At 37.6% G+C, this 23,039-nt stretch carries 21 protein-coding genes and 1 other RNA gene; 14 read left to right on the top strand and 8 right to left on the bottom strand.

The features are described 5' to 3' along the window. The first annotated feature begins 495 nt into the window (after positions 1-495). The 3 genes from A6E03_RS02165 to A6E03_RS02155 are packed head-to-tail and all read left to right on the top strand — an operon-like array spanning position 496 to position 4,310. Complete coding sequence (locus tag A6E03_RS02165; RefSeq protein WP_065600093.1) at positions 496-1,437, top strand: TIGR01212 family radical SAM protein; 942 nt, start codon at positions 496-498, stop codon at positions 1,435-1,437. Positions 1,438-1,491: 54 nt separating this feature from the next. After that, positions 1,492-3,855: an aerobic respiration two-component sensor histidine kinase ArcB gene (gene arcB, locus A6E03_RS02160; protein ID WP_065600092.1), complete on the top strand. Its 2,364-nt coding sequence runs from the start codon at positions 1,492-1,494 to the stop codon at positions 3,853-3,855. An 8-nt stretch (positions 3,856-3,863) separates the two neighbouring features. Then, the gene (locus tag A6E03_RS02155) at positions 3,864-4,310 is read left to right on the top strand and encodes a hypothetical protein (protein WP_065594019.1); all 447 of its coding nucleotides are present in this window, start codon (positions 3,864-3,866) and stop codon (positions 4,308-4,310) included. 73 nt (positions 4,311-4,383) lie between these two features. Here the strand turns inward: A6E03_RS02155 and arcA are convergent, their stop codons facing one another. Continuing rightward, entirely contained in the window at positions 4,384-5,103 is a 720-nt protein-coding gene (gene arcA / locus A6E03_RS02150) for a two-component system response regulator ArcA (protein WP_065594018.1), read from the bottom strand. Positions 5,104-5,549: 446 nt separating this feature from the next. Between arcA and A6E03_RS02145 the strand changes: the two genes are divergently transcribed. The 4 genes from A6E03_RS02145 (at position 5,550) to thrC (ending at position 11,128) form a co-directional block, all read left to right on the top strand. Beyond that, positions 5,550-6,026: a putative 4-hydroxy-4-methyl-2-oxoglutarate aldolase gene (locus A6E03_RS02145; RefSeq protein ID WP_065594017.1), complete on the top strand. Its 477-nt coding sequence runs from the start codon at positions 5,550-5,552 to the stop codon at positions 6,024-6,026. A gap of 403 nt (positions 6,027-6,429) precedes the next feature. After that, positions 6,430-8,889 carry a bifunctional aspartate kinase/homoserine dehydrogenase I gene (gene thrA / locus A6E03_RS02140; protein ID WP_065594016.1) on the top strand — a complete coding sequence of 820 codons (2,460 nt, stop codon included), beginning with the start codon at positions 6,430-6,432 and terminating at the stop codon, positions 8,887-8,889. Between the two features lie 2 nt (positions 8,890-8,891). Further along, entirely contained in the window at positions 8,892-9,848 is a 957-nt protein-coding gene (gene thrB / locus A6E03_RS02135) for a homoserine kinase (protein ID WP_065594015.1), read from the top strand. Then, positions 9,845-11,128: a threonine synthase gene (gene thrC / locus A6E03_RS02130; RefSeq protein ID WP_065594014.1), complete on the top strand. Its 1,284-nt coding sequence runs from the start codon at positions 9,845-9,847 to the stop codon at positions 11,126-11,128. Before thrB ends, thrC begins: the two co-directional genes overlap by 4 nt. A 135-nt stretch (positions 11,129-11,263) precedes the next feature. Here thrC and grcA read toward each other — a convergent pair whose 3' ends face one another. After that, on the bottom strand, positions 11,264-11,641 hold the full coding sequence (gene grcA, locus A6E03_RS02125) for an autonomous glycyl radical cofactor GrcA (protein WP_060991789.1): 378 nt from the start codon (positions 11,639-11,641) through the stop codon (positions 11,264-11,266). Between the two features lie 362 nt (positions 11,642-12,003). Between grcA and nfo the strand changes: the two genes are divergently transcribed. From nfo to A6E03_RS02110, 3 genes are all read left to right on the top strand, one after another. Continuing rightward, complete coding sequence (gene nfo, locus A6E03_RS02120) at positions 12,004-12,852, top strand: deoxyribonuclease IV (protein ID WP_065600091.1); 849 nt, start codon at positions 12,004-12,006, stop codon at positions 12,850-12,852. Further along, positions 12,852-13,526: a uracil-DNA glycosylase gene (ung, locus tag A6E03_RS02115; protein ID WP_065600090.1), complete on the top strand. Its 675-nt coding sequence runs from the start codon at positions 12,852-12,854 to the stop codon at positions 13,524-13,526. The genes nfo and ung overlap by 1 nt, the downstream gene beginning before the upstream one ends. Positions 13,527-13,618: 92 nt before the next feature. Continuing rightward, the gene (locus A6E03_RS02110; RefSeq protein WP_065594011.1) at positions 13,619-14,146 is read left to right on the top strand and encodes a hemerythrin domain-containing protein; all 528 of its coding nucleotides are present in this window, start codon (positions 13,619-13,621) and stop codon (positions 14,144-14,146) included. 68 nt (positions 14,147-14,214) lie between these two features. On the opposite strand, the gene A6E03_RS02105 is transcribed toward A6E03_RS02110, so the two are convergent. Next, on the bottom strand, positions 14,215-14,394 hold the full coding sequence (locus A6E03_RS02105) for a DUF3545 family protein (RefSeq protein WP_065594010.1): 180 nt from the start codon (positions 14,392-14,394) through the stop codon (positions 14,215-14,217). 517 nt (positions 14,395-14,911) lie between these two features. On the opposite strand from A6E03_RS02105, the gene A6E03_RS02100 reads away from it, so the two are divergent. From A6E03_RS02100 to A6E03_RS02085, 4 genes are all read left to right on the top strand, one after another. After that, positions 14,912-16,345, top strand: a complete 1,434-nt coding sequence (locus A6E03_RS02100; RefSeq protein ID WP_065594009.1) for a sodium:alanine symporter family protein — start codon at positions 14,912-14,914, stop codon at positions 16,343-16,345. A 114-nt stretch (positions 16,346-16,459) separates the two neighbouring features. After that, positions 16,460-17,239 (top strand): peroxide stress protein YaaA, encoded by a 780-nt coding sequence (yaaA, locus tag A6E03_RS02095; RefSeq protein WP_065594008.1) that lies wholly within the window; start codon positions 16,460-16,462, stop codon positions 17,237-17,239. A 255-nt stretch (positions 17,240-17,494) separates the two neighbouring features. Beyond that, a complete protein-coding gene (gene mscS / locus A6E03_RS02090; protein WP_065594007.1) occupies positions 17,495-18,355 on the top strand; it encodes a small-conductance mechanosensitive channel MscS in 861 nt (286 codons plus the stop codon). A 201-nt stretch (positions 18,356-18,556) separates the two neighbouring features. Then, complete coding sequence (locus A6E03_RS02085) at positions 18,557-19,252, top strand: oxidative stress defense protein (RefSeq protein WP_065594006.1); 696 nt, start codon at positions 18,557-18,559, stop codon at positions 19,250-19,252. 85 nt (positions 19,253-19,337) lie between these two features. Here the strand turns inward: A6E03_RS02085 and serA are convergent, their stop codons facing one another. The 5 genes from serA to zapA form a co-directional block, all read right to left on the bottom strand. Next, positions 19,338-20,567, bottom strand: coding sequence for a phosphoglycerate dehydrogenase (gene serA / locus A6E03_RS02080; RefSeq protein WP_065594005.1), 1,230 nt, complete (start codon positions 20,565-20,567; stop codon positions 19,338-19,340). 201 nt (positions 20,568-20,768) lie between these two features. Beyond that, positions 20,769-21,425 (bottom strand): ribose-5-phosphate isomerase RpiA, encoded by a 657-nt coding sequence (gene rpiA / locus A6E03_RS02075; protein ID WP_065600089.1) that lies wholly within the window; start codon positions 21,423-21,425, stop codon positions 20,769-20,771. A gap of 238 nt (positions 21,426-21,663) precedes the next feature. Beyond that, complete coding sequence (locus tag A6E03_RS02070; protein ID WP_065594003.1) at positions 21,664-22,245, bottom strand: 5-formyltetrahydrofolate cyclo-ligase; 582 nt, start codon at positions 22,243-22,245, stop codon at positions 21,664-21,666. Position 22,246: 1 nt separating this feature from the next. Beyond that, positions 22,247-22,427, bottom strand: a non-coding RNA gene (gene ssrS / locus A6E03_RS02065) — 6S RNA. A 32-nt stretch (positions 22,428-22,459) separates the two neighbouring features. Beyond that, positions 22,460-22,786 (bottom strand): cell division protein ZapA, encoded by a 327-nt coding sequence (gene zapA / locus A6E03_RS02060; RefSeq protein WP_065594248.1) that lies wholly within the window; start codon positions 22,784-22,786, stop codon positions 22,460-22,462. Between the last annotated feature and the right edge of the window lie 253 nt (positions 22,787-23,039).

The raw sequence follows: 23,039 nt of genomic DNA, 5'->3' as shown, positions 1-23,039 counted from the left end.
AATCGAACTTGCTGTGAGTTAGCCTCAAGAGGTAGCAAGTTTGAATCCATTCTGGTGTTTGCTGGCATCACTTATTATGACGTGCAAACTAACCCATCCATTGTGATATCAATCAAATACAGTTTTATCCGTTGTATTTGTGGTTTGAGGGTAGATACCACTATCGAAACACATCAACATTCGTGTTGATGGCAAATTAATCTATTTAACGATGTAACTATCCTACATTTTTGTCATATTAAATACCAACGAAAGTTACACGTAATCTTCACTTTTTTTACTCAAAATGAATAAGTATTTATAATAAATGGGCTTTTTAACGATTAAATCGCCACTTTATGCGTCTTTTATTGATATAAATTAGAGTTAGGAATGGTTTATTTAGATATTATTTACGGTCTTTTTTTACAAACGAGTTAGCAACTTTCATAAATAGAAGTGAGACTTCTTTTTATTTGTGAACTAAGTGCTTGATTTACTTAATTGGTTATCGCAATGCAACTTCATGAATTAGCAAATACATTTGGTCAAGATTTACAACGTCGCTATGGCGAGAAAGTACATAAACTGACGCTTCATGGTGGTTTTAGTTGCCCAAATAGAGATGGGACCATAGGTAAAGGTGGGTGCACATTTTGTAATGTTGCCTCTTTTTCTGATGAGACAGAACAATTTAAATCAATCCATGACCAATTGACTGATAGAGCAGGGGAAGTGCAGCGTGCTAAAAAGTACCTTGCTTATTTTCAAGCTTATACAAATACCTTTGCTGAAGTTCAAGTACTTAAAAATATGTACGAAGAAGCACTTAAGTCAGCAAACATTGTTGGCTTATGTGTTGGTACGCGCCCAGATTGTGTACCTGATGCGGTGCTAGACTTATTGAAGGGATATGTTGATGAGGGTTATGAGGTTTGGTTAGAGCTTGGATTACAGACGGCCAATGATAAAACGTTAAAACGAATTAATCGCGGTCATGATTTTGCTTGTTATGATGTTATTACTCGAAAAGCCAGATCGCTTGGTATTAAGGTGTGCACTCATTTAATTATGGGGTTGCCAGGAGATACTCGAGATGATTACCGAACAACGTTAGCGAAAGTGCTCGAGACCGGAACAGACGGACTTAAATTACATCCTTTGCATATTGTTGAAGGAAGTACGATGGCGAAAGCATGGCGAGCAGGAAAAATTGAAGCGCCAGAAATGGATGATTATGTTGATATTGCTTGTGAAATTATTCGATTAACGCCACCTGAAGTGGTTTATCACCGTGTGTCTGCTACCGCAAGAAGACCAACGTTACTTTCTCCTTTGTGGTGTGAACCTCGTTGGTTAGGATTAACTAATGTTGGAATGGCATTAAATAAAAAAGGAGCACAAGGCTCTTTGATTAACCAACCCTTCAAATATACCCAGCCAATACTGAAAAAATAACTCAAATAGACTTAACCCTGATATTATTTAGCTGAATACTATCAGGGTGTGTTTATGAAGCAGTTAAAAATTCTCGCGCAATTTTATGTCGATCTCATGGTGAGACTTGGCATCGTTCGTTTTAGTCTCTTACTCGCTATAGCCTTAGTGGCGCTAGCTGTTATCGTTCAAGTCGGGGTTACACTTTTCTTGAGTGGGGAAGTGACAGACTTAGATATTGTTCGTTCTGTTTTCTTTGGTTTATTAATCACGCCTTGGGCGGTTTTTTTCCTCTCCGTTGTTGTTGAACATTTAGAGGATTCTCGCCAACGATTGTCTAAATTAGTCAGTAAAATGGAAGAAATGCGTACGCGTGACTTGGATTTAAATAAAAAATTACAAGGCAACGTAAAGAAGCTAAATCAAGAAATTGAAGAACGAGAAAAAGCAGAAGATGCTCGACAAGAAGCAATGGAAGATCTTGAAAATGAAGTTTTTCAACGTGAAAAAGCACAATTAGAATTAGCGGAACAAACGGCATTGTTACGCTCCTACTTAGATACCTCTCCAGATATCATTTATTATCGTAATGAATCCGGCTTATTTTCTGGTTGCAATAAAGCAATGGAAGATCTTATCGGTAAAACAGAGAAAGAATTGATTGGTCTATCGCCTAAAGATGTTTACAACGAAGAAGTCGCTGTAAAAGTTATAGATACGGATAGACAGGTACTAACCGGTAATCAAGCTTTAACTTACGAACAATGGCTTGATTATCCTGATGGGCGAAAAGCATGCTTTGAATTAAGTAAGATCCCATTTTATAGTAAAGGTGGACGCCATCTTGGTTTAGTCGGTTTTGGTCGAAATATCACCGACCGTAAAAGTTACGAAGAGGCGCTAGAAAAAGCCAGCCGTGATAAAACCACTTTTATTTCAACCATTAGCCATGAGTTACGTACTCCATTAAATGGCATTGTTGGTTTAAGTCGTATGTTGTTAGATACTCGCCTTGATGATGAACAACATAACTATATGAGAACCATTAATGTCAGTGCGATCACTCTTGGTAATATCTTTAACGACATCATTGATATGGATAAATTTGATCGTCGAAAATTAGAACTCCTGCCTAAGCCTCTTGATTTCCTTAGTTTTGTTACTGAAATGGAAAATATATCAGGACTAATGGCAGAACAAAAAGGTCTTCGTTTTGATTTGGAAAGACTAAGTGTTTTGCCTCCCCATATTATTGTAGATAGTACTCGATTGCGCCAAGTGCTTTGGAATCTGATTGGTAATGCGACTAAATTTACTAAAGAAGGTGGCGTAGTCCTGTCAGTTAGTGCGGATATTGGTCAAGATAATGCGGAAATAACCTTTGAAGTTGAAGATACTGGCATTGGTATCCCTGAATCTGAATTAGATAATGTTTTTGCTATGTATTATCAAGTGAAACAAGGTAAAGATAATTTACATGCGGTAGGTACAGGTATTGGGCTTGCTGTATCTAAAGAGTTAATTAATTTGATGGGCGGAGATATTACAGTAACCAGTGATATTGGCTTTGGTAGTACGTTTATAGTAACGATTAATGTGCCTTTAATTGATCATGTTGAAGAAGAGGAGGCAATGCCTGAAGTTAAGAGTGCCAAATCATTGCGTATATTTATGTTGGAAGATATAGAGCTAAATGTCACGGTTGCTCGTTCATTGCTAGAAAGTTTGGGACACACTGTCGAGGTTGCTATGTGTGGCGAAGATGCTTTAAAGCAATTTGACCCAACGAAATATGACCTGGCATTACTTGATATTCAACTACCAGATATGACAGGGTTTGATGTTGCTCAGGCATTACGAGAAAAATTTGATGAGTTGCCTCCTCTGGTGGCATTAACGGCTAATCTTTTAAAAGAAAAAGATGAGTATTTTGAAAAAGGCATGGATGAAGCGATCAGTAAACCATTAAGTGTTAAAGCACTGACAGAGGTTCTTGAGTTATTTTCAATGTCAGATAAGAAAGAGCTTAAAAAGAAATTAAAACAGCCAGTCAAAACACAAGAGCAATTAGATAATGAACAACTGATAGATCGTTTACTCGATATAGAAATGTTAGAGTCTTATATTGATATTGTTGGAACTAAACCAGTATATGCCAGTATTGAAATGTTTGAAAAAAGTATGAAAGAGTACATTCAAATATTGGATACTAATATGACGGCAAGAGATCAAGACGGTATCGTATTTGAAACTCATAAAATGAAAGGAGCGGCGGGATCTATTGGTCTTAAGCATATTCAGCAAGTCGCTCAAAAAGCGCAATCACCGGATCTTCCTGCATGGTGGGAAAATATAGATGATTGGGTTGAAGAAATTAAAAATGAATATGAAAATGATATTCAAATATTAAAAAGCTGGTTAGAGCAGCAAGCTAAATAAGGAATTCTATGAAAAAGGTACTATTTACTTCTGTAATGATGATGGCACTATCTGGATGTCAAATGACATCAGAATCTACAGTTGATTGGCAACAAGACAATAAAGTAGAAATCATGAACACTCAAATTCAGCTTAGTTCTGCGGTATGGATTGACCAAATGCCGACGATTGGCTCAGAAGAAGATGAGAGTAAGTTCAATGTGGCACTGACATTATCGTCAAAGCAAGTAATCGCTCCTGAACTAACTATTGAAAAAGTAGTTATGCGTCAAGGTGAGGAATCATGGGTTTTAACGGATGATGAATTTGAAGTTCGTGTTCATGATAATCATACGTGGGAAATTGCAGGTCAATCATTTCACACACTAGATTCAGCTAAATTATTAGACATTGCTGTTCAAGTAAATGATGAATGGATCATTGAAAATAATATTCAAATTGATACGGTGTATTAATTAATACAGATATAAAAAATGCCCAGCTAGTGATAGCTGGGCATTTTTATTTAGATGGGTTTAAGAAGAAATCTTATGCTTCTTCTAAATCACCACAAAAGCGGTAACCTTCACCGTGAATCGTAGCAATGATTTCTGGAGTATCAGTTACAGATTCAAAATGTTTACGGATACGACGAATCGTCACATCAACAGTACGGTCATGTGGCTTAAGCTCACGACCTGTCATCTTTTTCAGAAGATCTGCACGAGTCTGGATCTTACCTGGGTTTTCACAGAAGTGAAGTAAAGCACGGAACTCTGAGCGAGGAAGCTTGTAGCTTTCACCGCTTGGGCTAACAAGAGAACGGCTATTAATTTCTACTGTCCAACCATTGAATGCATAGCGCTCAACTGTTTTCTTATCTTCAACAGTTGTACTTTGATTCATTGAACGAGTTAATAAATTACGTGCACGAATAGTAAGTTCGCGAGGGTTGAATGGTTTAGTGATGTAATCATCTGCACCAATTTCTAGACCTAAAATTTTATCAACTTCATTGTCTCGACCTGTTAGGAACATAAGAGCCATATCACCACGCTCACGAAGTTCACGAGCAAGTAGAAGACCATTTTTTCCTGGAAGGTTGATATCCATAATCACTAGATTAAGTTGTTGCTCAGAAAGCACTTTGTGCATTTCTTCGCCATCGCTCGCTTCAAAAACATTGTAGCCTTCAGCTTCAAAAATGCTTTTAAGTGTATTACGAGTTACGTGTTCATCTTCAACGATTAGGATCTGAGGGGTTTGCATGGGCGGTACCTAACTAACTGATTAAAGTCAAAAGTAGAATTAAAAATGTTAATTCTATAATAAAAAATTTACAAATAGGAAATAGACTCTTCAATAGTAGACTAAAATGTCAAATGAAGAGTAAATACCTAAACGGTACGCCATCCTTGGTGGTTGTTATTGAATATATACCCAATAACATGAAAAAGCTCTAATTTTGTAAAATATTAGATGAAACTCCATTAGAAGGGAGATTTTAATCCTTTAACACCACTCTAACAATAAGCTATTTTTATTTCCATACATTTTATTGATTTAAGTCAATAGCAACCGATGTCAATACAGTGTAGTTATAAATAGAGGGACATACCTATATTATAATTGTAAATATTTATGCGAACTATCGATAATTACTTTAACAAATGTTGTTATTTTAGAAACGATTTTACAAACAAGGAGAAAATGAAATGGATTTATTACCTGATATTTGTGACCAATTTGAAGATAAAGTACAGCTCATTGATGTTGAGTTTAAAAATTATGGTGGAAAAGTGTGCTTTTATGGTGAAATTGTAACGGTACGTTGTTATCAAGATAATTCTTTAGTTAGAGATGTTTTAAAAACAAATGGACAAGGCAAGGTATTATTCATTGATGGTAACGGTTCTTGTCAAAAAGCACTGCTTGGTGATCAAGTTGCTACGTTAGCAGTACAGAATCAATGGGAAGGCGTGGTTGTTTTTGGAGCAGTCAGAGATGTTGGAGCGATAAAAATGATGCCTCTTGGTTTAAAAGCATTAGGCGCTTCTCCGTTTAAAACAGAAAAAAGAGGCGCGGGTGAGCAACAAGTATCCGTGACCATTAATACTCAAATAATTTCTCCAGGAGATTATATATATGCCGACCTTAATGGTGTATTGATGAGTAAAGAGTTGTTAATTTGATAACAAGTTAAAAATATTTAAATGTGAATTTAATAATTTTAAATCAATAGCTTAGCGTGATTTTTACTGCTTTTGTTAAATCGGTTGGGGAATTTCCCATTGACTTGTTAGAGAGAAGTAAGGTAATTATTGTACATCGTAAGTATTTATTTAGAGTTTTCATTAATATGTTCACTATCAGCTCAATGATTATTACCACAACAATTACCTGCACTATGGTTGCTGGGGTGGGCTGATACGCATAAGTATTTTAAAGAAGCCCGCACTGATTATCAGAGCGGGTTTTTTTTTGTAATTTTGTTACTAATTTTTAACTGCATTCTTTTATTATCAACTGAAAAGGTTATGATGCTAGGTATGCAGTAAGGATATTGCAGTAACACTCGTTTTAGGGAGGATAGTCATGCGAGTATTAAAATTTGGTGGTTCGTCATTAGCAGATTCAGATCGTTTTTTGCGCGCCGCAGATATCATTGCCAATAATGCACAGCAGCAAGATGTTTCTGTTGTTTTATCGGCACCAGGTAAGGTAACTAATAAATTAGTTTCTGTGGTAGATAATGTTCTAACCAATGGAGAAGCTGAATTACAAATCGTAGAGTTAGAAACTGTTTTTGTTCAGTTATTTAATGGAATTTCTACCGCACTTCCACAAGTTGATCTTAAAACGCTTGAAAATAAGCTTAAAGATTCACTGTCTCAGCTTCGTCAATACGTTCATGGGATCACCCTATTAGGCATGTGCCCTGATAACGTATACGCAAAAATCATCAGTAAAGGTGAACGCATTTCAATCGTTACGATGAAAGCGGTTCTTGAAGCAAAAGGACAGCCGGCTAGCCTGATTGACCCTGTTAAATATCTATATGCGCGCGGTGACTTCCTTGAAGGTGCTGTTGATGTTGATATATCTACCCTTAACTTTAGAAATGAACCGCTACCCATTGGTCATGTAAATATCATGCCTGGTTTTACCGCTGGTAATTCAAAAGGGGAGCTAGTAACACTAGGTCGCAATGGTTCTGATTATTCAGCAGCTGTACTGGCTGCCTGTCTTCGTGCTGAATGCTGTGAAATCTGGACAGATGTGGATGGAGTATATAATTGTGACCCTCGTTTGGTTGATGATGCTCGCTTATTAAAATCATTAAGTTATCAAGAAGCGATGGAGCTTTCTTATTTTGGAGCATCTGTTCTTCACCCTAAAACCATCGCACCTATTGCACAATTTCATATTCCTTGCTTAATTAAAAACAGTTTTAACCCTCAAGGCCCTGGCACTCTTATTGGTCAAGATACCGGTGAAGACAATCTTGCGATTAAAGGTATTACTACATTAAATAACCTAACAATGGTTAATGTGAGTGGCCCTGGCATGAAAGGCATGGTTGGAATGGCGAGCCGTGTATTTGGCGCTATGTCTACCGCCGGTATTTCTATTGTATTGATTACACAATCTTCTTCAGAATACAGCATTAGCTTTTGTATTGAAGCGGACGATAAAGCGCAAGCAGAACAAGTACTAAGAGAAGCTTTTGAGCTTGAATTAAAAGATGGTCTATTAGAGCCTGTTGAGTTCATGGATAACGTTGCAATCGTAACCTTAGTTGGTGATGGTATGCGCACATCGAAAGGTGTTGCCTCTCAGTTCTTTACTTCTTTAACTGAAGTTAATGTCAATATTATTGCGATTGCACAAGGTTCATCTGAGCGTGCTATTTCAGCGGTTATTCCAGAAGATAAAATTGCAGAATCAATTAAAGCTTGTCACGAGAATTTATTTAACAGTAAACATTTTTTAGATGTATTTGTTGTTGGTGTAGGCGGTGTTGGTGGTGAGTTAGTTGATCAAATTCAACGTCAACAACCCAAACTTGCGGAAAAAGGCATCGAGATCCGAGTTTGTGGTTTAGCTAATAGCCGTGGATTATTATTAGATAGCAAAGGGATCCCGCTAGAACATTGGCGTGATCGCATGAATAGTACAACGGAAGGTTTCAGCCTTGCTCGCCTTATCGCTTTAGTACAGCGCAATCATATTATAAATCCAGTGATTATTGATTGTACTTCTGATCATGGAATTGCAGCTCAATATGTTGATTTCTTATCTGCAGGCTTTCATGTCATCACACCGAATAAGAAAGCGAATACAGATTCAATGGCGTTTTACCATCAATTGCGTAATGCGGCTCGCGCCACTCGTCGTAAGTTTATGTATGAAACAACCGTAGGCGCAGGTTTACCAGTAATTGAAAACCTTCAGAATTTGATTGCTGCTGGTGATGAACTGGTGAAGTTTAATGGTATTTTATCGGGTTCTTTATCGTATATTTTCGGTAAGTTAGATGAAGGTATGTCATTAAGTGATGCGACGAATGTTGCGAAACAAAATGGCTTTACTGAGCCAGATCCTCGAGATGATCTTTCTGGTATGGATGTGGCACGTAAGCTCCTTATTCTAGCTCGTGAATCCGGTCTTGAAATTGAACTAGATGATGTTGAAGTTGAACAAGCTTTACCACCAGGGTTTGATGATTCAGGTACGGTTGAAGAGTTTATGGCTCGTCTTCCAGAAGCGAATGAATACTTTGCTCAAGAGTCGGCAAAAGCGGCAGAAGAAGGGAAAGTACTGCGTTATGTTGGTGAGATCCTAGAAGGTAAATGTAAGGTGCGTATCGCTGCTGTTGATGGTGATGATCCTATGTTTAAGATCAAAGATGGTGAAAATGCCTTAGCATTCTATAGCCGTTACTATCAGCCAATTCCATTAGTACTACGTGGTTATGGTGCGGGTACTGAAGTGACAGCTGCTGGCGTCTTCTCTGATTTAATGCGTACCCTCGGTTGGAAATTAGGAGTATAAAAATGAGTATTGTTGTTTATGCTCCAGCATCAATTGGTAATGTAAGTGTTGGCTTTGATGTATTAGGTGCGGCAGTTTCTCCGATTGATGGCACATTATTGGGTGATCGTGTTTTAGTTGAATTAGGCTCAGAAGCGTTCACTTTAGCAACGGCTGGTCGCTTTGTAGATAAGCTTCCAGAGGATCCAGAAGACAATATCGTTTACGATTGTTGGCGAGTGTTTGCAAGAGAACTTGCAAAGAAGGGTATTGAGCTAAAAAATATCCATATGGTATTAGAGAAAAATATGCCAATTGGATCTGGTTTAGGTTCAAGTGCTTGCTCTATTGTTGCGGCTTTAGATGCCCTGAATTTATTTCATGATAAACCACTAACCGAAATGGAAGTGTTAGCCTTGATGGGTGAGATGGAAGGGCAGATCTCTGGTGGTATTCACTATGATAATGTCGCCCCTTGTTATCTTGGTGGTTTGCAATTAATGGTCGAAGAGCTCGGGATTATCAGTCAAGAAGTCCCTTGTTTTGATGAGTGGTACTGGGTTATGGCATACCCTGGAATTAAAGTATCTACGGCAGAAGCTCGTGAAATTTTACCGTCTCAATATCGTCGACAAGATGTTATCGCTCATGGTCGTAATCTTGCAGGCTTTATCCATGCTTGCTATTCAAAACAACCTGAACTTGCGGCTAAAATGATCAAAGACGTAGTGGCAGAACCTTATCGAGAACGTTTGTTACCTAATTTTTCTCAAGCGCGTGAATACGCCGCTTCTGCTGGTGCGCTAACAACCGGTATTTCAGGTTCGGGCCCAACGCTATTTAGCATCTGTAAAGATAAAGACGTAGCAAATAGAGTCTCTCGTTGGTTGCAAGAAAATTATGTTCAAAATGATGAAGGATTTGTCCATGTTTGTCGTTTAGATAAACAAGGCTCACAAGTAACAGGAAGTAAACTATGAAGCTGTATAACATAAAAGAAAATGATGAACAGGTCTCTTTTGGCCAAGCGGTACGCCAAGGGTTAGGCCGTAATCAAGGGTTATTTTTCCCATCAGAATTACCAAAGTTTGATGATGTTGATGCGCTTCTAGCTGACGATTTTATTACACGTAGTACTAAGATTTTATCCGCATTTATTGGTGATGAGCTGCCTGTTGATACGGTAAGAAGTATGGTTGAAAATGCATTTCAATTCCCAGCCCCTATTCATGCCGTTAAAGATGGCGTATATGCATTGGAATTATTCCATGGACCAACCTTGGCATTTAAAGATTTTGGTGGCCGTTTTATGGCGCAATCTTTGGCGGCGGTAACTGAGGGTAATGAACAGATTACGATTCTAACCGCAACCTCTGGTGATACTGGTGCCGCGGTTGCTCATGCATTCTATGGTATGGATAATATTAAAGTCGTAATTCTTTATCCAAAAGGCAAGATTAGCCCATTACAAGAAAAGCTCTTTTGTACTTTGGGTAAGAATATCCACACTGTTGCTATCGATGGCGATTTTGATGACTGTCAGGCATTGGTTAAGCAATCTTTTGATGATGCAGAGCTACGTAAAGAAGTAGGATTGAACTCAGCGAATTCAATTAATATCAGCCGTCTAATGGCACAAATCTGTTATTACTTTGAAGCCGTATCTCAACTGCCAAAAGAAAAACGTAGCGATGTCGTTATTTCAGTACCAAGTGGTAACTTTGGTAATTTAACCGCAGGTTTATTAGCTAAATCACTTGGCTTACCTGTGAAACGCTTTATCGCTGCAACTAATGTTAATGACACCGTACCGCGCTACCTTGAAACGGGTAAGTGGGAGCCTAAAACGACAATTCCAACCATCTCAAATGCTATGGATGTAAGTCAGCCAAATAACTGGCCACGAATCGAAGAGTTATGCCAGCGATTAGGTTGGGGTTTAGAGACTCTTGGAAAAGGTGCGGTTACTGATGAGCAAAGTTCAGAAACCTTAAAAGCGATGAATGCTGAAGGCTATTTGTGTGAACCACACGGTGCTATTGCTTATCGTATTCTTGAAGAGCAGCTAAATGAAGGCGAAACAGGGCTTTTCTTATGTACCGCCCATCCTGCTAAATTTAAAGAAGTGGTTGATGACATTTTAGGTTGTGATCTTGAACTTCCTGCGCCGTTAGCAAAACATAATGCAATGGAACTATTATCTGAAGATCTTGCTAATGATTTTGATGAATTAAAAGCAGTATTACGTAAAGTTCAGTAATAATGATAAAAATAAGTCCCTGATTTAATATTTTAAGCCAGGGATTTTTTATATGTACTATTTAGTTAGGCGCATAAAAAAACGGCACTCATGAGCAATGAGTGCCGTTTTTATTGAATTCAATTCACTCTAAAATTATAGAGTTTCAGTGAAAGTACGCGCGATAACGTCTTTTTGTTGTTCTGTCGTTAGAGAGTTAAAACGCACAGCATAACCAGATACACGGATAGTTAGTTGTGGGTAATTCTCTGGGTGTTTAACCGCATCTTCTAAAGTATCACGTTGTAAAACGTTAACATTTAGGTGTTGGCCACCTTCAATTTTTGGCGCTTTTTCAATTGCAACGTCACGGCTTTCATATTCGCCTAGCTCGTTTGCAGCAATTACTTGGTCAGCTTCAAAACCTGACGTTGCAACAACACAACGCGCTTCATTTTTCTCGCTATCTAGTAGCCAGATTGAGTTAAGAAGATCGTCATTTGCAGCTTTAGTAATTTGGATACCTGTGATCATTTTACTTTCTCCTAGTCCACTTTGTGGTTATTTTGTAAATATCTTATGGGTCACATTATATACATGATACCCTTACTTTGTATATTGATATAAGTCAAAAAACAACAAAAAGTGATAATTAATTCATCTTAAAAAGATTGTTCTAAATCAACAAAGCACCATATAGTTAGTCTGTAGCACGATATTATCGGATTACTGCTTTGTTGGTATTAGGTTGTTTTGTAGTAAACTTACTACAAAATAATCTATTTTGTGTTTCTCTATTTTATTGATTTTAAGGAACGTAAATTAGAGAACTACTGACAAATAAAGCGTTTACCGTAATAATAGTGCGAAGATCATTTTGAAAGGAAAGTACTGAGATGAAATATATTGGCGCACATGTGTCAGCTGCCGGCGGTGTGGATCAAGCACCTAAACGAGCTTATCAAATAGGAGCAAATGCCTTTGCTCTATTTACTAAAAACCAACGTCAATGGGTAGCAAAGCCATTAACAAATAAGATCATCTCTGATTTTAAAGCGAACTGTAAGCGTTTTGGCTTTTCTAGTGATCAAATTTTACCTCATGATTCTTATTTAATTAATTTAGGCGCGCCAGAAACTGAAAAATTAGAAAAATCTCGTGCAGCATTTATTGATGAGATGGAACGTTGTAATCAACTTGGTCTAACGTTACTTAATTTCCACCCTGGAAGTCATTTAAAGAAAATTTCAGAAGATGAATGTTTAGCTTTGATTGCAGAGTCTATTAATTTAGCGCATCAAGCGGTTCCTGATGTGGTTGCTGTTATTGAGAATACAGCAGGACAAGGCACAAATTTAGGTTGGAAGTTTGAACATCTAGCGCAAATTATCGATCAAGTGGAAGACAAAGCACGAGTAGGAATTTGTCTTGATACTTGTCATACTTTTGCCGCAGGTTATGACTTAAGCAGTAAAGAAGCGTGCGAGCATACCTTTGCTGAATTTGAGCGCATTGTTGGTTTTCAATATTTGCGTGGTATGCACATTAATGATGCAAAAATTGAATTAGGTAGCCGAGTCGATCGTCATCAGTCTTTAGGTGAAGGTACGATTGGTTGGGGTTGTTTTGAATATATAATGCAAGATGAGCGATTTAATAATATTCCTTTAGTCTTAGAAACTATAAACCCTGATATCTGGAAAGATGAAATAGCTCAACTAAGAACATTAAGCGAGAAGCAATAATGGCAATGACTTGGGATCTGGTGATATCGGCTGAAAAAGAGAAGCCATACTATCAATCGATGATGAGTAAAATAGAGAACGAAAGAGAGAGAGGAAAAACGATTTTCCCTCAAGCAGATGATGTTTTTAATGCGTTTGATTTAACCGCTTTTCATGATGTAAAAGTCGTTATTCTTGGTCAAGACCCATACCATGGTGCAGGACAAGCTCATGGTCTTTCTTTCTCGGTATTACCCGGTATTAAAATTCCGCCTTCTTTACGTAATATGTATAAAGAATTAGCGCAAGATATTGATGGTTTTATCATCCCTGACCATGGTTATTTAGAAAGTTGGGCGAAACAAGGGGTCCTGTTATTAAACACGGTGTTGACTGTAGAAGAAGGAAAGGCTCATTCGCATGCTAAATTTGGCTGGGAGTTTTTTACTGATGCTATTATTCAGCATATTAACGAACATAATGATGGGGTTGTTTTCTTGTTATGGGGTGCTCATGCGCAAAAAAAAGGCGCAAATATAGATGAAAATAAACATTATATTTTAAGGGCTCCTCATCCTTCGCCACTTTCTGCCCATCGTGGTTTTTTTGGATGCAACCATTTCTCTCAAACCAATAAATGTCTAAAAATGCAGAACTTATCAGAGATCAATTGGAATCCAATTTCACCGCGTTAACTGTACAAACTTTGAACTGCATCCTGTGTTCTAATTTCAGTGATATACACTTATAGAAATAAGGTAATCACTGCATAGTAAAGGAGGACAGGATGCTTATAGAAAGTATTTATAAAGAGCACGGTTACATTAATAGTATTATTCAGTTATTAAATAATAAATTGGTTCGACTCGATGGTGAAAAAAACATTAATTATAATGTAGTTCGTGAGAGTGTAGATTATTTATCATCGGTAGCTGAAAAAGTGCATCATCCAAAAGAAGATATGATTTATCAATATTATATTAATCGGTATGGTGAACATGAAAGCTTAACCAATCTATTGAAAGAGCACGATACACTATCGGATGAAACTGAAGAGTTCTCTATCGCCATTACGATGATTTTAAATGATGCCATTGTTCCAAAAGAAATATTTAAGGCTAAGTTAAAAGCGTTTACTCATAGGATTGAAAAACACCTTGAGTTGGAAGAAAAGGAGATATTTCCTTTTCTAAAGGCAAATTTAACACTTGATGACTGGAAGGTGTTGGAAAAAAACTGGTGTGAAGAAGAGGATCCGGTTTTCGGAAGTAAAGCGGATAAGCGTTTCTTAGAACTAGCAGAAAAAGTTCGATAAGTTGATTTTTAAGTAAACAAAAGGAGAGCCGTTGCTCTCCTTTTTTATGTTTTCTTGATTTTTAAGTCTTATTTAAAAATAGAGGAATCGATACTCCCTTTAAAGAAAGGGTCTAACTCTTTTAATTCTTGTAGCAGTTGACGACGATCTTGAAGTTCTTCTATTTCACGCCATAGGCGCTTTGTTTGTTTCTTCTTTGTTGTTGATGTTTTCGTAGCCAATAAATCATTTAATGTGTACCCATCCATAAGCACCTCGTTTTTTTATAAATTAGTTAATTATTACAAAGAGTAAAGTATTTATTTAGCATGATATTAAGTATCACAGAGTAACAATTATGACCTTGAACTGTTTCGCATTTGTTTCTTTTTGGTGAACTTTTTATGAGGTGACGGTCACTAAACTGACTTAAATATAGTTCAGGTAAAGGAATGACCTTAGTTTTTAGACGTTCATAATTAATGATTAAGATATGTTTATGATTTATTTTTGTTGTAAAAATGAATTTAAATTCTAACTTTGCAGACAAAGCACCACTGAGGCGTCTCTGTTTTTTATTGATTTTTTAGTAAATACTGAGCATCATTCAGCTCTCTAATCCCATTAGATGAGTAAATATTTAAATTTACTGCAAATAAATGAATAGAGTTGCAATAAAAAGAGAGCTCAAGCATTAAAAGCGAATAACAGAAAATGAATATGGGGTTAGTAGGGACATTTAATACGATTAAATGTAAGACATACTAGCGTAACGGAGAAGGAAACGTGACAAGTTTTATTAATTTACTGAATGACCTGCTGTGGGGTTCAGTACTGGTATATCTACTGGTTGCCATTGGTATCTATTTCACTGTTCGATTAGGGTTTATTCAGTTCCGCCATTTTGGTCATATGTTTTCGGTACTGAAGAACAGCAGAAAATCAGATCCATCAGGAATATCATCATTTCAAGCGTTATGTACTAGCCTTGCCGCTCGTGTTGGTACGGGTAATATGGCAGGGGTTGCCGTTGCATTAACTGCTGGTGGGCCAGGTGCTATTTTTTGGATGTGGCTAATCGCAATGCTAGGTATGGCGACTTCTTTTGCAGAAAGTACGTTAGCTCAGTTATACAAAACCAAAGATGATGAAGGCAACTACCGTGGTGGCCCTGCTTATTATATGGAGAAAGGGCTAGGGATGCGCTGGATGGGCGTATTATTCTCTGTCTTTTTAATTATTGCTTTTGGTTTGGTTTTTAATGCCGTTCAAGCCAACTCGATTGTGGGTGCAATGCAAACCGCATTTGGTTGGGAGCCTCTTTATGTCGGTATTGCCATTGTTATTATCTCAGCGATTGTGATTTTTGGTGGTTTTAGGACCATTGCTCGTACCGCTGAAATTATAGTGCCGGTGATGGCATTGGCTTATCTAGCAATTGCCATGTTTATTATGGTCACCAATATTGAAAAACTACCAGGTGTGATTACGCTGATCTTTAAGAGTGCATTTGGTCTTCAAGAGGCGGCCGCCGGTGGTTTAGGTTATGCGATTGCACAAGCGATGATTAATGGTATTAAACGTGGTTTGTTTTCGAATGAAGCGGGTATGGGATCTGCACCTAATGCTGCTGCATCAGCGACGCCATATCCACCACATCCTGCATCACAAGGTTATGTACAAATGCTAGGTGTCTTTATGGATACTATTGTGATTTGTTCAGCTACGGTTGCGATCATCTTGATGTCTGGTGAGTACGTGCCTCATGGTGAAGTGACAGGAATTGAATTAACTCAACTTGCGCTAACAAGCCAAGTGGGTGATTGGGGCGGTATTTTTGTTGCTGTTGCTATTTTCTTTTTTGCTTTTACTTCTATTATCGCAAATTACTCTTATGCAGAGACAAACTTAATATTCTTAGAGCATAACCATAAAGCGGGTATTGGCATATTCCGTATTGTTGTATTAGGAATGGTAATGTTTGGCGCGTTATCTTCGCTACCCACTGTATGGGCTCTTGCTGATGTATCTATGGGATTAATGGCGATAGTTAATTTAATTGCGATTACTTTATTATCAGGGACCGTCATTAAGCTTGCGAAAGATTACAATAAGCAGCTTAGTGAGGGAAAAGTACCAACGTTTGATAGTAAAGATTACCCAGAGCTACATTCTCAGCTTGAAGAAGGCATTTGGGATAATACGAAAGAGCAAAAATGATCATTGCTTTCACCCATTAAAGAAATAGATAAAGCCACGCAACCTAGCGTGGCTTTTTTTTATCTTAATCGTTACTATCTTTGTATATAAAAAATATACAGGGATATCTTGCTCATGCTTATCGTCGTTTCTCCAGCGAAAACTCTTGATTACGAAACACCATTACCAACAGAGGTGTTTACTCAGCCTGATTTTATTTCAGATTCCGCAGAATTAATTGAGGTATGTAAAACTCTAACACCTCTCGATATCTCTAAACTAATGAAAGTCAGTGATAAGATTGCAAGTTTAAATGCGGTACGCTTTGAAGAGTGGTCAACGACGTTTACTCATGATAATGCACGTCAGGCTCTTTATGCTTTTAAAGGGGATGTTTACACCGGCTTAGATGCTAATAGCTTAACCAGTAATGATATTGAATACGCCCAAACACATTTACGCATGCTTTCAGGGCTATACGGCCTCTTAAAGCCATTGGATTTGATGCAACCTTACCGTTTAGAAATGGGCACAAAACTAGCGAATAAGCGTGGGACAAATTTATATCAGTTTTGGGGGAGCGCAATTACACAAAAGCTGAACCAAGTTATTACCGAGCAAGGTGACAATATTTTGGTTAACTTGGCTTCAAATGAGTATTTTAAAGCGGTAAAACCAAAAGAACTTGCCGCTACTATTATTACACCAGTTTTCAAAGATTGTAAAAATGGGCAATACAAAATTATTAGCTTCTATGCCAAAAAGGCGAGAGGTTTGATGGCCCGTTTTATTATTGAAAATAGAATATCTAGCATAGAAGAGTTGAAAAGCTTTACGGTTGATGGCTATTACTTTGTGGATGCTGAATCATCAGGTAGTGAACTTGTATTTAAAAGAGAAGAGCAGAAAAAATAATTGTAGCCAGACTTGAATGTGTGTTTTATGTAAGTAAAATGTATCACAATCAATTTAAATTTGATAAAACTGGGTAGGCTATTGTAATTCTGGTTGTTTTTCTTTTCTTATTGAAGAGAATATTAATCAAATGAATAGGTTTTAAAAAGGATTTTAGATCAAGCTGACGCTGATAGTGTTAGAATTGGTATAAATCGTCAACATAATGGCAACCATCTCATTTTATACTGAGAATAACTATAAAGGACAAATCAAATGGCAGATCAAGGCGCTGTAACTGGTTTAGCTACAAGTGGAGTAGCAAATTTAGAACATTGGCTAACCGATAATTCAGAGTTATTTATTACTTATGGTGTAAATATTATTTCAGCATTAGCAATTCTTTTTATCGGTAATATTATCGTTAAGAAAATTGCAAACGGTGTTGGTAAAGCTCTTGAGAAAAAGAAAATGGACAAAGCGGTTGTTAACTTTGTTCACACATTAGTTCGTTACCTTCTATTCATCATCATCTTAATTGCTGCGCTAGGTAAAATAGGCGTTCAAACTGCTTCTGTCGTTGCTGTTATTGGTGCGGCTGGTTTAGCGGTAGGTCTTGCTCTTCAAGGCTCTCTATCAAATTTTGCAGCTGGTGTGTTGATCGTTGCATTCCGTCCATTCAAATCTGGCGATTACGTTGAGATTGGTGGTGTTGCGGGTTCTGTTGATTCAATTCAAATTTTCCAAACTATTTTAACAACGCCAGACAACAAAATGGTTGTTGTACCAAATGGTGGTGTAATTGGTAGCCCAATCACAAACTACTCTCGTCATGCGACTCGTCGTGTTGATCATGTAATTGGTGTTTCTTACAGTGCTGATCTGAAGAAAACAAAAGAAGTGATCACTAAGGTACTTGAGTCAGATGAGCGTGTTCTTAAAACTCCAGCACCAACGGTTGGTGTTGTTGCTCTTGCTGATTCATCTGTAAACTTTGTTGTGCGCCCTTGGTGTAAAACTGAGCAATACTGGGATGTTTACTTTGATACGCTTCAAGCGATTAAAGAAGGTCTGGATAACGAAGGTATTGAGATCCCATTTCCACAAATGGATGTGCATTTAAATAAAGCGGATTAACTGTTATTTAAATTAATATCTGAAATGCCGCCTTAGGGTGGCATTTTTTTTACCTCTATTTTTGCATAATGCTGATGTCTGTAATTTGTTGTGTAATCAAAGAAGTAATTTTATTAATTTGCTTAATATAAGAACAGACAAAATGAATTATTTACGGCTATTATAGTCATATCCATATAATGTTACTTTGAGAAAGTTAGAATGAAAAAAATAATTAGTGCTTTATGTCTATCGGTTTGTTTAGCTCCTGTTGCTTTTGCATCGTCACCTGATTTTCCACATATTGAAGTATCGGGAAAGGGTGAAGTACTTGTCGTTCCAGATATGGCTCAGTTTTCTGTTGATGTTGTTGAAAGCAAAGCGACAGCAGAAAAAGCAAAACAAGCAGCAGATAAAGCAGTTACTGGTTTTCTTGCTCGTTTAGAGGTACAAGGCGTTAAGCGTGAAAATATTAACAGTGGCAATATTCGTCTAACACCAGAGTACCGTTATCCGAAAGGCCAAAAACCAGAGCTTGTTGGCTATAAGGCGATACGAAATATTACAGTAACAGTACTAGATTTGAATAAATTGAACGGTTATTTAGATAAAGCGTTAGGCGATGGGATTAACCGTATTAATCAAATAGAACTAAAAACCAGTAAAGAAAAAGAATACATTGAAGCTGCGCGTTTAGAGGCAATTAAAGATGCGAATGATAAAGCTACATCACTAGCTAAAGGCTTTGGTACGGCGGTTAAAGGTGTTTGGAAGGTGTCTTACCATAATAATTACAGCCAACCTGTTTTAATGAAAAGCATGAGAATGGATGCAGCATCGGATACTTCAGAAAGTTACCAAGATACTCAAATGGTTATCAGTGATTCAGTTTCTGTTGTATATCGTCTTAAAGAATAACTTGTTTTGTTTTTAGAATAGAAAAAGGGGTTACCAGATAGGTAACCCCTTTTTTATTTTGGGATTGTATTTTTTAAATCAACTTTTAGTGAAGAATACGAGCTCGTATTGTTCCTTCAATCGCTTTAAGTTGAATTAGAGCTTCCTCTGAGCGAGCCGTTTCAACATCAATAACTACATAGCCCATTTCTGCTGAGGTTTGTAGATATTGAGCGGCAATGTTAATGCCTTCATCAGCAAAAATGCTGTTAATTTTAGTCAAAATACCTGGACGGTTCTCATGAATATGCAGCAAACGAGACGTATCTGTATGCAATGGAAGAGATACTTCAGGGAAGTTAACTGATGATAATGTTGAGCCATTATCCGAGTATTTCGTTAATTTTCCAGCAACCTCTACACCAATGTTCTCTTGAGCTTCTTGAGTTGAGCCACCGACATGAGGTGTTAGGATAACATTGTCAAACTTTTGCAGTGGTGATTCAAATGGGTCTGCATTGGTCGCAGGCTCTACAGGGAACACATCAATAGCAGCGCCACCTAAATGGCCTGATTCAAGAGCATCACATAAATCTTGGATTTTTACGACAGTGCCACGAGCGGCATTAATGAATATTGCCCCTGGTTTCATTCTAGCGAACTCTTCTGCGCCCATCATGTCTTTTGTTCCTGCGGTTTCAGGTACATGAAGGGTAATAACATCACACTTGTTTAATAGTTCACTCATGGTTTGAATTTGAGTGGCATTACCTAATGATAATTTGTTTTCAATATCATAGTAGTAAACACGCATGCCTAGGTTTTCAGCTAAAATCCCTAATTGTGTGCCGATATGTCCGTAACCTATGATACCCAAACGTTTGCCCCTCGCTTCAAAAGAAGCATCAGCACTTTTTTTCCAGATGCCACGGTGAGCTTGTGCATTTTTTTCTGGAATACCGCGAAGCAGTAGTAGGATTTGACCTAATACTAGCTCAGCTACACTACGGGTATTGGAGAATGGGGCATTAAATACAGGGATACCACGCTTTGCCGCCGCAGTTAAATTCACTTGGTTGGTGCCAATACAGAAACAACCCACAGCAACTAATTTATTAGCAGCATCAAACACTTCTTGAGTAAGCTGAGTTCGTGATCGTAAACCGATAAAATGAACATCTTTTACTGCTTCAAGAAGTTCTTCTTCTGATAGAGATCCTTTATGGTATTCAATGTTGGTGTAACCGTCAGCTTGAAATACTTCAACACAAGATGGGTGCAATCCTTCTAAAAGAAGAATTTTAATTTTTTCTTTTTCCAGAGATACTTTTGCCATGTCGTTCTTATCCTTAAAAACAAAATCAATAATGATTAGGGAAGTGATTATTTATTGATGATTATAAAGTATCAAAAAATAACCAGTTTGGGTAAGAAAATCACGGAATAGTTAATAAAAAACGGTACTAATGAGTACCGTTTGTAATCGAATGACATTTTTATCTCTCAATTGAAGAGATAAGAAAGGAAATTTATTGTATTAATCGAATTTTTTTACACCGTCAGGAGAACCAACGAGCAGTACGTCTGCGCCACGGTGAGCAAATAAACCGACAGTGACAACGCCAGCAAGACTATTGATGTTATCTTCTAATTCTTTAGCGTTAGTGATCTGCATATTATGTACGTCTAAGATCATATTACCATTATCGGTAACTACGCCTTCACGGTACGCAGGATCACCACCAAGCTTAACTAATTCACGAGCAACGTAAGAGCGAGCCATTGGAATGACTTCAACAGGCAGAGGAAATTGACCTAATATTTCTACTTGTTTCGTATCATCAACAATACAAATGAATTTTTCAGAGATAGCAGCAACGATTTTTTCACGAGTAAGGGCTGCGCCGCCGCCTTTAATCATTTCATTTTTACCGTTGATTTCATCTGCGCCATCAACATAAACATCAAGGCTGAAAACATCATTACACTCGAAGACTGGAATGCCTAATTCTTTCAGCTTTTCAGTAGATGCTACAGAGCTTGATACTGCACCTTTAATTTCTTTTTTCATTGTCGCAAGTGCGTCGATGAAATGATTTACTGTTGATCCTGTACCCACACCAACAATGCTACCTGGTTTTACGTATTCTAACGCTGCCCAACCGGCTGCTTTTTTCATCTCGTCTTGAGTCATGACATTCTCCTAATGAAATAATAGTGTTCAATATGAAAGCGGCGTGATTATAACGTACTGACTTTTCTTCGTCAGAAAAAATAAGTGAATAAATGAGAAAAAACAGAATTAATGCAAACGTTTTCGTTTTTTATGTACTTGTTCTTCTTAAAGTATCAACCTCTCAACTCTTTTCTTCAGATAATTAGGGGGTTGGATTGAATGTAATGCTCTGTGTGTTTGTCGATAATAGTAAAAGCTACCATTGCCATATTCTATTAGGGGTAATTATTTTAGGAAGGGGAACGTCCCAAGATTCGCTTGGAAGTAATTCAACTTGTTGGCAGGTATGCGCAATCCCAATAGGCATTGGGCCAGTTTGAGAATGATGCCAATTAACCAAAGTGCGATCATAATAACCACCTCCCATGCCTAATCGGTTACCTGTTTGATCAAACGCGACAAGAGGAGTAATGATGATATCAAGATCATTAACGGGAACCACTTGAGTTTTATCTAATTTTGGCTCTGGGATCTGGTATCTATTTAGAATAAGCGGGGTATCTTGGTTATATTGAAGAAAAAGTAGATGCCCTTTACTAAAAGGATGAATAACAGGCAAAGAAACAGATTTACCTTGCTGCCAACACCATTTAATCAATAGTGATGTATTTATTTCACCATCAACAGAAAGATAAATCGCGATAGATTTTGCGTTTTGAATATAAGGGTCATTAGCGCATTGTAAGACAAGGTCTTCAGCGGCTTGATTTTGTTCTTGAGGAGATAAAGCATTGCGAGCTTGGCGGATTGATTGTCGAATAGGTCGACGAGATGTCATGGAATACCCCAAAGTGCCGTAGTGGTCGTAGCCCTTGAACCCTCGGTTCAAGGCGGATCAGCAACATTTACCGTAGGCTTCTCAGTACAAGCCGAGCATGCTCAATAGTAAATAAGTACTAACCCTAATTTGTGCTTATCGGCTCAGGGACATAGATCCGCCTACAAACACTCCAGGGTAAATTTGATTCTTTTGCTATCCTTAGCGACGGTTTCTATTCTGCCGTATTTTCTTCTATTTGGCTAGGCTTTACGGTAGAAATTGCCGCTTCTAATGCACTGGCAAGTAATCCCATCCGCTCATAAACGTCAGCAGAATGCTGACTTGCTTCTTTTTTAGCCATATGTAATTCATAGCAGATATTTAACGATGTAATTGTTAATAATTGCTCTGTATTGGTTACCTTAGTTCGTTCAGATAATTCATTTACTCGATTATCTAAATCTTTTGCGGCTTCCTTTAAGGCAGCTTCTTGACCAGAAGGACAGTTAACCTTGATGGCTCGTCCTAAGATTTGAACTTGCACGGCTTGGCTTGACATCAATACATTACTCATCGTTAAACTATAAGAATACACCGATAAAAAAAACGCATCAGTGATAAGTGAATGAAACTATAAGAAATGCGTGAATAAGATTCAAGTATTTCCCTTATCTTTGTTGACGGTGGTTAACTATATTCTTAATAAAACAACAATATGATGAAAAGATACGCAATTGCGAGAGATCGTGAGTTTTCTGGTTATGCTCAAAGTGGTAGCATGGTGACACTATTCATAAAATCAGAGACCACCC

The organism is Aliivibrio sp. 1S128, from assembly GCF_001691065.1.
In the GTDB taxonomy this organism is placed as follows: Bacteria; Pseudomonadota; Gammaproteobacteria; order Enterobacterales; family Vibrionaceae; genus Aliivibrio.
This window is presented reverse-complemented; position numbering and strand designations above follow the sequence as displayed.

Coding starts and splice junctions, on each gene's coding strand:
- mscS (WP_065594007.1), top strand. CDS start 17,495: ATGGCAGATCAAGGCGCTGTAACTGGTTTAGCTACAAGTGGAGTAGCA.
- ung (WP_065600090.1), top strand. CDS start 12,852: ATGGCAATGACTTGGGATCTGGTGATATCGGCTGAAAAAGAGAAGCCA.
- arcA (WP_065594018.1), bottom strand. CDS start 5,103: ATGCAAACCCCTCAGATCCTAATCGTTGAAGATGAACACGTAACTCGT.
- yaaA (WP_065594008.1), top strand. CDS start 16,460: ATGCTTATCGTCGTTTCTCCAGCGAAAACTCTTGATTACGAAACACCA.
- A6E03_RS02085 (WP_065594006.1), top strand. CDS start 18,557: ATGAAAAAAATAATTAGTGCTTTATGTCTATCGGTTTGTTTAGCTCCT.
- A6E03_RS02070 (WP_065594003.1), bottom strand. CDS start 22,245: ATGACATCTCGTCGACCTATTCGACAATCAATCCGCCAAGCTCGCAAT.
- A6E03_RS02105 (WP_065594010.1), bottom strand. CDS start 14,394: ATGGATGGGTACACATTAAATGATTTATTGGCTACGAAAACATCAACA.
- thrA (WP_065594016.1), top strand. CDS start 6,430: ATGCGAGTATTAAAATTTGGTGGTTCGTCATTAGCAGATTCAGATCGT.
- thrC (WP_065594014.1), top strand. CDS start 9,845: ATGAAGCTGTATAACATAAAAGAAAATGATGAACAGGTCTCTTTTGGC.
- arcB (WP_065600092.1), top strand. CDS start 1,492: ATGAAGCAGTTAAAAATTCTCGCGCAATTTTATGTCGATCTCATGGTG.
- A6E03_RS02155 (WP_065594019.1), top strand. CDS start 3,864: ATGAAAAAGGTACTATTTACTTCTGTAATGATGATGGCACTATCTGGA.
- A6E03_RS02165 (WP_065600093.1), top strand. CDS start 496: ATGCAACTTCATGAATTAGCAAATACATTTGGTCAAGATTTACAACGT.
- zapA (WP_065594248.1), bottom strand. CDS start 22,786: ATGTCAAGCCAAGCCGTGCAAGTTCAAATCTTAGGACGAGCCATCAAG.
- A6E03_RS02145 (WP_065594017.1), top strand. CDS start 5,550: ATGGATTTATTACCTGATATTTGTGACCAATTTGAAGATAAAGTACAG.
- nfo (WP_065600091.1), top strand. CDS start 12,004: ATGAAATATATTGGCGCACATGTGTCAGCTGCCGGCGGTGTGGATCAA.
- serA (WP_065594005.1), bottom strand. CDS start 20,567: ATGGCAAAAGTATCTCTGGAAAAAGAAAAAATTAAAATTCTTCTTTTA.
- A6E03_RS02110 (WP_065594011.1), top strand. CDS start 13,619: ATGCTTATAGAAAGTATTTATAAAGAGCACGGTTACATTAATAGTATT.
- thrB (WP_065594015.1), top strand. CDS start 8,892: ATGAGTATTGTTGTTTATGCTCCAGCATCAATTGGTAATGTAAGTGTT.
- grcA (WP_060991789.1), bottom strand. CDS start 11,641: ATGATCACAGGTATCCAAATTACTAAAGCTGCAAATGACGATCTTCTT.
- rpiA (WP_065600089.1), bottom strand. CDS start 21,425: ATGACTCAAGACGAGATGAAAAAAGCAGCCGGTTGGGCAGCGTTAGAA.